This is a genomic window from Arthrobacter sp. ISL-28 (assembly GCF_018613875.1).
Taxonomy (GTDB): domain Bacteria; phylum Actinomycetota; class Actinomycetes; order Actinomycetales; family Micrococcaceae; genus Arthrobacter.
In genome coordinates this window covers 1-9098 of record NZ_JAGGPJ010000006.1, presented here as the reverse complement: position 1 = coordinate 9098, position 9098 = coordinate 1, and the positions used below count along the sequence as shown (strand labels likewise).

Below are 9098 nucleotides of genomic sequence, written 5' to 3'. Positions count from 1 at the left end.
AATGTCCGGATGCCCTGCGTCAGGAAGCCCGACCATGACCATGCCAGCATCAGGAAACCCGACAGGGGTCGAGTAAACATCCGCATGCAGGCCCACATGAGCATGGAGTCCGACGTTCTGATGTGACGGATCAGAGCCAGCCGTCATTCCGGCGGCGTCGGCGCGCGTACTGGCTCCAGCCGGTGCACCCGCGTCAAAATCCGTGGTTCCGGTACCCGACGCTGCTTGGGGGGAAGCGGTCGGGTTCTGTTCAGAAGGTCCTCGAGAGGCGGGCCCAGGCTCTGGTTCGGTACTTGGGGTATGGGGCTTCTGTGGTGTATCGGGTGCAACTGGTGCCGGTTCCTCCGGACGTGTCGGAGTGGCCGAGGATGACGCAGCTGGCGCTGGCTCTTTCATGGCGGATGGTTCGTTCCGTTTGCTCTGGTCGGCCCAGCCGTCGCCGTCACTGTCATAGGAGTCACCATCAACGTCATACGCTCTGCCCTCTTTGCCGGCGGCGGTCGTCGTGCTGTCAGACGGTTCCTTTTGCCGGCTCTCGTCGGCCCAGCCGTCGCCGTCATTGTCATGGGACTCAGCGGATTGTTGTTCTGCGGTTTGTCGCTCGTCAGAGGGCGTAGCGATGGGAGTGGTGGGGACATCACTCGAGACACGGGCCTCGGAGTCATTGTTGTGGTGTTCGCCGTCTGGATTTCGTGTAAAGAGCTCACGAGCCTTGTTTAGATCGTCAGCGCCCTCCATTGTCTTTCCCACAATTTCTACGACATCGCCTGCCCGCTCAAGACTCTGTGACGCGGCGGCCTCCCTGGCAAGGTGGAGTGCATCTTTGGCGTCCAATAGCCGTAAAGTCGCAGTGCCGACGTCCCCGCCGTCGCGCAACGCAGCTACTCGTGATATCTCTAGATCCCTCACGTTCTTCTCAGCTTGGCGGATCAACTCATCGGCCATATTTTGGCCAAGAGTTTGGGGAGCATTAGCTTTCGCGGCGGCGTCTTTTGCCTCAAAGAATAGGTTGAGTGCGGCCGGCACGTCCCGACCCTCGCTTACGGCATTGAGGCGTGCGCTATCCATGGCTCGCTCGTGCTTCTCCGCAAGCTGAATCAATGTGGAGGCTGCGTCCGATCCTTCATCCAGACCTACACTGACCTTTCGCAGTTTCCCCAAGCCCTTCAGAAAGTCCCCAAGAGCACCGACAATAGGCAGCAGGCCAGTCACCCGGCCAAACCATCCAACCGGTTTCCCGGTTACGTAGTCTTTGTCCGTGGCAAATTCCTGTACGCCTTTCGCTGTCCCCAATCCGGGGGTCAGATCTGCCACAAAGCTCGCGCCAGCCCGGGCAACTGGAGTGACGACCTCCATGACTTCTCCGAGATCATTCACCCATTCTGGGGGAATGTCCTCGCCGTCAGGTCCCTCCGTCCAACGGTCGCCTTCATAAGGCATACGGGGTCGGTAATTGAAATCTTCCGGTTTGGATGGACCGTAGAATTGGTATTCTTCCCTGTCGTTCATTTGCTGCACTCACTCGTATCGCGGGCGACACGCCTCGACCTAGTGGGCGTTTGCTCGCAAACCCGACTTTTTTCTATTGAGAGGGCCAGGCAAAAATCCCTGGAATATCGCTGGCCACCTGATCGACTGGCGGTAGCAAGAACGTGTTACTAGCGTCATTGTCCTCTTTCATCCTCACGGAAGTCTATGAATATTAGTTGGGGAAGCTCACGCTCTAACGAGGATCAAAGAGATGGTTAATGGCTCGCCTCGAGTGGCCCGCATGCTGCCGTCGCCAGCCAACGGGTGTTCGGCCCCCTTCGTCCGCTGACTACCCGCCAACTCCCTCTATTTTTCGGGCATTTCGGAGCGCAGATAACGGATATTTCGTCAACCTGGGGGAGTGATCCGACGAGCGTTATCCACATTCATACGAGGCGCGGCATACCGTAGAGGGAATGAGGAGGCTGGGCTCGAATCCTTTCGGTCCCGCATGGGGCGTTGTTGCAACTACTTCTGCCTCCGTACTCGACTGGCAGCGAGATGTGTTCAGGTGCGACGAGCTCAACGGCGGCTTTAGGGCCCCGTAGATATCTGTCGGGCCAGCACGTCCACGTTGTCATCCACGGTCGATAGTCTTTCTCCTCAGAGGAACCGCAATGTTTGGGGGAAACGATGGATGAACAGTTCGACGTGAGCAATGCTAAAGAGGGCATCGGTAAGACCTTGCGAACCGCTTCGACGCAGATGATCGAGCAGGTTGGCAGCGTCAAGGAAGCCGCCAGAGGCACGGTCGAAAAACTGGCCGTAAAGGCGCTAGACCCCTACGTGGAGGTCATAGCGGAGTACAACGGCGCCTTCACCGCTATGAACGACAAGGGGCTTTCTCTCCTGCGCCAGCGCGAACGGTCGACGGACCTGATCGAGCTCGTCGAGCTGCTGGTGAATAGTATTGCCAACACCCCGAAGTCGTTCGAGACAGTATTCGGTGAGATCAGCGTCAACAAAGCCGAATTCCTGGATGCGGAGGAGTTTGCCCGGAAGGATCTCGAAGCTGCACAGAGGTCTGCTGTCGGCGCTGGCGCCGGGTTTGCCGCGGGAACTGCGGTCGCGAGCGTGGCGCCGACGGCTGCGATGTGGGTTGCCACCACTTTCGGCACTGCATCGACTGGTACCGCGATCTCTACCCTCTCCGGAGCCGTTGCGAGCAACGCTGCTCTTGCCTGGCTTGGAGGCGGCGCCCTAGCTGCCGGAGGTGGAGGCACCGCTGCAGGCGGCGCTCTGCTGGCGCTGGCCGGCCCCATCGGGTGGACCGTTGCAGGAGCCTCCCTCCTCGCGTCAATCGCGCTTTTCGCGAAGAAAAAGTTCGACAATCGGGCAGCAAAACAGGTGGCGCTTACTGCAGTGAAGCGAAACACCGCTTCGGTCAAGGGCGATGATGCTCAGATCGACGACCTCCTCCGGAGGACAACCACGCTTCGCGTAGAGCTGGTGAAGTGCTATCGCGAAGCACTGCCGTGCTTTGGCGCCGACTTCCTTTCGCTCTCCTATTCCCAGCAGCAGAAGAGGCTGGGAGCCCTCGTGAACAACACAAAGTCGTGCGCAGCCCTGCTTGGTAGGCGCATCGAGCGGGGCACATGTGATGAATGAGATGACGAAGTTCGTCAGGAGCAACCAAGAGCAGGCGGTCGCTTCCTGGGTGAACTATCTCAATCAACTTCGCTTTGACCGCCTACTGAGCTCGTTCAGGCAGCAGGACGAGAACCTCCTGAACGCACTCACCAGTGTCGACGAAGCTATAGGAAGATCGACCTTGAGGTGGTCACCGCCAATCGCGGCGGACAGCACGGCATGCACGGCTTCATTGCGGAAATCGCCGAGGTGGGTATCAGCAATGCCCGGAGACAGATCCTCGGCCAGGAGCCCGTCCTCCAGCGGGTCAACGACAACGGCCCCGTGGATCTGATGCGATGCGGCGTGGAGATACAGCAAAAGTTCGTCGCAGCAGGCGGCCGCTTCTCGCTAGGAGCAATCATTGAGCACCTGCAGAAGTATCCCTACTACGTGCAGAACGGCGGGAAGTACCAGATCCCCAGTGATCACTTCGAGGTGATCCAGAAGCTGTACTCTATGCCGCCCGAGGAAGCAGGAAAGCTCCTGTCGCGCAGCGATGACGGACCGTCCTTCAGGGACTGGCAGCGGATCGACGCGTTCTTTAAAGAGGGATCGATGGACATTGACTCGCTCGAACCCTCGAAGCTCAAGTACCACGAAGTACAAAGGGACGTCTACGAGTCGACTGTGGCGGCCGAAGAAAACTCCCTCCTTTCCACCGACCAGTCGCTGCGTGATAACGCCTACCAAAAGAGCCTGCCCAATCTGCAAGAAGGAACGACGGCCACGCTTGCAGCCGCCATGGTCGAGGGCGGGACTGCTTTCGTGCTGGCCGTGGGCGCCAAACGTCGGAAGGGCAAGCAGCTTAGAGAGTTCAGCCAGCAGGACTGGCTCGACATCGCAGGCGAGACTGGCTTCAGCTTCGTCAAGGGCGGAGTCCGAGGCTGTAGCATTTACGCGCTGACTAATTTCACGGCCACGTCCGCTGCGGTCGCCAGCTCGGTTATCACCGCAGCCTTCGGCATTGCAGAGCAGGCGAACAAGCTCCGCCGTGGCGAGATTGACGAGCTGGAGTTCATCGAGAACTCGGAGCTCGTCTCCCTGGAGGCTGCAGTGAGCGCGCTGTCCTCTTTTGTCGGCCAGGCGCTCATCCCAGTTCCAGTCCTCGGCGCCGTTGTTGGCAACACGGTCGGCACCGTAATGTACAAGGCGGTCGCATTGTCCCTCTCCAAGCGAGAGGCCGAGCTGATCGAGCGTTACCTCGGCGAGCAGCGCGTGCTCGAAGAACAGCTCGCCGTCGAGTACCGGGAAATCATGGAAAAGTTGGACCAGGGCCTATCCGACTATTTCGGACTGCTCGAACGAGCCTTCTCGCTTGACGTGCACGTAGCGCTCTTTGGATCGATCGTGCTCGCACGAGAATTCGGCGTGGCTGCAGCCGAAATTCTGGACTCCGAGGGTCAGATTCACGCCTATTTCCTCGGCTAAGTAGCTGCGCTCAGAACTTTGGGCGGTCCTGAGCTGCATGGGCCATTCCGTGCTTCATCAACCGGGCGGAGTCTCAGAGCCGTCAGCGAATCGAGGACCCGTTCCTGGCATGAAATACCAAGAGATATTGACCTGCGGAAATGGCGGAAACGGTCTTGGGCCGGAGTTCTCGCAGCTACTTCTACTCCCGTGGGTTTACCGCCGATAAGCGTGATTCTGTCAATCTAATCGGGGAGGTATTGGCGGAGTCCGGGGATTGCGAAGTCCACTTTGCCGTAGCCTTGCCTTGGCTGCCGTTCTGTCGGGTTCCAATGCACGCACACCTCAACGGTTCGTTCGGGCTCTCCTAATGTGTGTCTGCTCGCCCGCACCAGATTTTGGCTCGCCGTGAGCAGGTCAGCCACGGTCGTGCTGCGTATGCGCCATGCGTCCGTCGGCAACCGGTGTTCCCTGGGTTGCACGCTTAAACATCGCTGGCAGAAACGGCTCACCTGGACCATGGCGTCGGACAACCGGCCACAATAAATATCCGTCACTTCGATGAATCAGCCTGCGAGTCCGGTCGCTTATGACCCATAGCGCCGACCCGTCCGGCATGACTGCATCTACAGCGCCGAGGATGGGTTGAAGTTTCTCGCTCGTGAGGATGACTGAACAACCCAGTTGCAGTTCCTCCCAGCCCCCAGTGGGTTCTCCCAGCACGAGCCTTGATCCGATCGACTGGTCAATCCAGAAGTGTCTGAGTTCGCCCTCCAGATAACCTTGAACAACTGTTCCCATCGGTCGCCCCTGTTGTTAGTGGTTCTGGGAACTGATCTCGTGGACGTCGCCATTCCATCCTGAGTCGATTAGCGCCATGAAGTCCTTCAGGGACAATGTCGAGTAGTAATCGACGTAACGCAAGACGTTGCTCGCCCTGCGAGAGCTAGTCGCTTCAGACGTTTGCATCTGATGCCCCAGCTGGATTTTTCGTCCAAACCGTCCACCCGTTGCGCGCGAAATCCAAGTGCGCGGGGTTTCTCCTGCCGGCATTCAATCTGATCGTCTCCTCTGGTCTGATAGCGGCGCCGCTGTTATGCGACCAACTCTAGCCTTGGGTTCAATTACAGTCAATAGCTGTAACGTAACTGCAAACGCTTTATTCGAGTTCGGTTATCTCGGGGGACAGCGAGAAGAAATGCTTCGGATCGACAGGATGCTCAGGCGCTACCCCCAGACCCAATCCGTCATGGCCTGGAGGCGTAGCCGGCCCAAAGAAAAAACCACGTCACCGGGCGTGCACCGTGCGCACCGATGTCATCTGCCTCGAGTTGGCGGCGTCCCCGCATTGGACGTGTTTCCGGAGCGCGCCAGGAGCGCCTGGTGACCGAGCGCGATATCCGCCAAGGCGGCGGTCCGCCTCCCGCTGAGTAAGTAATGCGACGGCGGACCCGGCGGCTTCAGGTTGGATTACTTTACAGTCAACAGTCTGTAAAGAAACAGGACGCTCTGATATCCGAAGTTACGTTACAACTATTGACTGTAACGTTATTGGCTTCTAGTCTTGCATTGGCGCCAAGCGCTGAAACCGACCCTTGACGAGGAAGAAGAAGGATCGCTATGGGTATCGATGTTGAGGCTCGCCAGAAGAGCACACACCTGAGTCTGGATGCGAAGGGGCTCCTTGGGCCGATCGGGACCGGTGCGAAAATGCGCCGTACGGAGGCCAGCGTGCTTGCCGTCCAGGGGGCCATGACCTCTTGTCAGGTGGGTGGCCGCGCATGACGAACCACACCACAGCGAAACCATAGGCACATCTGCGGCACCAAGAACCACCGGAGCGTCCGTTACAGCCTCGGCCGCGCCACCCCTCTCAGTGTGCCCTTGTCGAGTGGTCACTGCCGGGCTTGCCGTCGCCGCAGCTACGACTGGCACAGTCCGGCGGTGAGAAAAGTCAAGAACCGGCTATTTCAGATCAGATGAGCTGCGGCTGCAGCCTCTGGGCAGTTTCTATCAACCGCTGGAACACTGGACCTTGCAAAACGTCTGCATCCAGGTGCTCGATGTTGGTGCCGACGTTAATTGCAGCCACAACAGTTCCGTCCCATCGACGGAGGGGGACCGCGATCGAGTGAAACCCTGGCTCCACGTCGTTCGCAACGTAGGCGAAGCCCAGGAGGTCCACATCGGCAATTGCGCTTAGAGCTCTGTCCAATGCCGTCTCCTGCAGCGGAGCAACACCAGAGGTCAATACTTCGGTTCGCCGATCAGCAGATTCAGCGGATAACAGCACATATCCGAGAGCAGAGTGGGCGGCCGGAACTCGGAAGCCAACACCATGGCCCACTCCCATAGGGTTTCGTGGCACAGCCCGCGCGACCATCACCGCATCGTTATTGTCGAGGACAGCCACTGTGCAGGACGCCGAAAGCTCGTGACATATCTCTTCACAGGCCGGTTGAAGTACGTGGCTGATGGGGTTGGCACCTAGATACGCCGTAGCAAGAGTCAGCACATGAGGGGTGAGGCGATACGCCCGCCCGTCCGGCGTTGCGTAGCCCAGATGCACAAGAGTCATGATCGCCCTACGGACGGTGGCGCGGGGTAAGTCCAGGGAACGGGCGATGTCGGCCTGAGTCAGCCGTTCATCCGGGTGCTTGAACACCTTCAAGACCGACAGGCCCCTTTCCAGCGCTTCCGAGTAGTCCGCCGGATTGGCCCCCTCCACCGTGCGCTGTGCCCGCCGGATCTCGTCTTTCGACCCTAACTTGGTCACCTTCGACTCCTCGCAGTCGTAGTTCCGTACCTCTAAAACTAGCGCACGCGTTGCAACTGCCTTCTGCATCACTGCGCCACCAATTCGGAAAAACCTATTGTGCAGCCGGTCACAGCCGGCCTACTATGTTGAACGACAACGAACATATGTGCGGTAATCGAACACCAATCGATATGCAGTCTGCCGCCTTCTAATGAAAGTGAGTGCTATGCGCAGCGAGGACAACAAAAAGATCACCGAGACTGGACCAGGTACGCCCGGGGGTAATTGGATGCGGCTTTACTGGCAGCCCGTGGCGCTTACCGAGGAGCTGGATACCGACCGCCCCGTTGTTCCCCTGAAGGTTTTGGGGGAGGAGCTGGTTCTCTTTCGCAATGAGGATGAGTCCCTTGGACTGATCGATCGTCGTTGTGCGCACCGCGGTGCGGACCTCTCGCTGGGGAGGCTGGAAGACGGCGGGCTCCGGTGTTACTTCCACGGGTGGTTGTACGGCGGGGGAGGGCAGTGCTTGGACACTCCAGCGGAGCCGGTCAGCAGCAAACTTGCCTCAAAGGTGAGGATCAAGTCCTATCCAGTGGTAGAAAAAAACGGCATTGTTTGGGGCTACCTGGGACCCGGTACTCCCCCCGAGCTTCCGGCATTGGATTGCTTTGCGGCTCCTGAGGAGTACACCTTCGCCTTTAAGGGATATTTGGACTGCAACTGGCTACAGGCGCTGGAGGTGGGCATCGATCCCTCTCATGCGTCCTACCTTCACAGATTTGAAGAAGATGACGACCCTGAAGACAGTTACGGCAAGCAGTTCCGCAACACGTCACTTGGAACCGAGCTTCCGATGACAAAAATTCTTAGGGAATATGGCCGCCCCCAGATACTGAATGCCAGAACCGAATATGGTCAACGTCTCGTGGCGCTGAGGAAATTGGACCAGGACGGGCTGGACGGGTCGTCCACCCACGTTCGTATCACGCATCAGGTCTTCCCGCACGGGATCACGATTCCTCTCAGCTCCACTATGGCCATCACTCAGTGGCACGTGCCCATTGATGACAGTTCCACCTATTGGTATTCCATGTTTACGGCATTGGATGAGCCCGTCGACAAGGCCGTAATGCGCGCACAGAGGCTGGAAGGAATCACTCTGCCCGACTACAAGCCCATCCACAATCGCGCGAACCAGTATCACTTCAATCCTGAGGAGCAGAAGACCGAGACCTATACGGGGCTGGGCAAGGACATCAACGTTCATGACCAGATGGCGGTCGAAGGCCAAGGATATATATACGATCGATCCAACGAACAGCTCAGCAGTTCGGACCGGGCTATCGTTACCTACCGTCGTATGCTCTTGGCGGCTATCGATACCGTGGCTGAGGGAAACAGTCCCGACACGTTGTTGACCGATTCAGCCGAAGTGGAGAGCCGCGGTCCCATCCCCCTGGATGGCATCGGACCCACCGGCGAATGGGAAGATTTCTGGGCCCAAGCAATCTCAGACCTCCGCAAGGCGAGCCCCTGGGCGTCAGAGCTTAGAGCTGCGCTTTCAACTGGACCTGCTGGCGTCCCTGGATCAGTGTTGGAACCTGACCCTTCGCTACTGACGGACGCCTACGATCTTACGGCCGATGGGCGCTGACTCAGATGGGATTTATCGAAAAGTACGGACTATGGACTGAGGAGCAGTCGGAGGCCGCTGAGCGGGTGCAGGAACGTGTCGAGCGGGAAGGCATCTGTTAGCGGCCATGAAAAACTG

General features: G+C 58.5%; 5 protein-coding genes. 3 read left to right on the top strand and 2 right to left on the bottom strand.

What is annotated here, in order from left to right; translation table 11 throughout:
- A partial coding sequence (locus J7E80_RS03940; protein ID WP_251036438.1) for a pre-toxin TG domain-containing protein occupies window positions 1-1509 on the bottom strand: 1509 nt, incomplete at its 3' end.
- Window positions 1510-2163: 654 nt separating this feature from the next.
- Between J7E80_RS03940 and J7E80_RS03935 the strand changes: the two genes are divergently transcribed.
- Together J7E80_RS03935 and J7E80_RS03930 are read left to right on the top strand one after the other, a co-directional pair.
- Window positions 2164-3138: a hypothetical protein gene (locus J7E80_RS03935; RefSeq protein WP_215050184.1), complete on the top strand. Its 975-nt coding sequence runs from the start codon at window positions 2164-2166 to the stop codon at window positions 3136-3138.
- A gap of 168 nt (window positions 3139-3306) precedes the next feature.
- Window positions 3307-4590 carry a hypothetical protein gene (locus J7E80_RS03930; protein ID WP_215050183.1) on the top strand — a complete coding sequence of 428 codons (1284 nt, stop codon included), beginning with the start codon at window positions 3307-3309 and terminating at the stop codon, window positions 4588-4590.
- Window positions 4591-6544: 1954 nt separating this feature from the next.
- On the opposite strand, the gene J7E80_RS03925 is transcribed toward J7E80_RS03930, so the two are convergent.
- Complete coding sequence (locus J7E80_RS03925) at window positions 6545-7345, bottom strand: helix-turn-helix domain-containing protein (protein WP_215050182.1); 801 nt, start codon at window positions 7343-7345, stop codon at window positions 6545-6547.
- Window positions 7346-7553: 208 nt separating this feature from the next.
- Here J7E80_RS03925 and J7E80_RS03920 point away from each other — a divergent pair, with 208 nt between their 5' ends.
- Window positions 7554-8981: an aromatic ring-hydroxylating dioxygenase subunit alpha gene (locus tag J7E80_RS03920; RefSeq protein WP_215050181.1), complete on the top strand. Its 1428-nt coding sequence runs from the start codon at window positions 7554-7556 to the stop codon at window positions 8979-8981.
- The last annotated feature ends 117 nt before the right edge of the window (window positions 8982-9098 follow it).

Bases quoted from the DNA above. Each gene is read 5' to 3' on its own strand.
- J7E80_RS03935 (WP_215050184.1), top strand. From the start codon at position 2,164: ATGGATGAACAGTTCGACGTGAGCAATGCTAAAGAGGGCATCGGTAAG.
- J7E80_RS03920 (WP_215050181.1), top strand. From the start codon at position 7,554: ATGCGCAGCGAGGACAACAAAAAGATCACCGAGACTGGACCAGGTACG.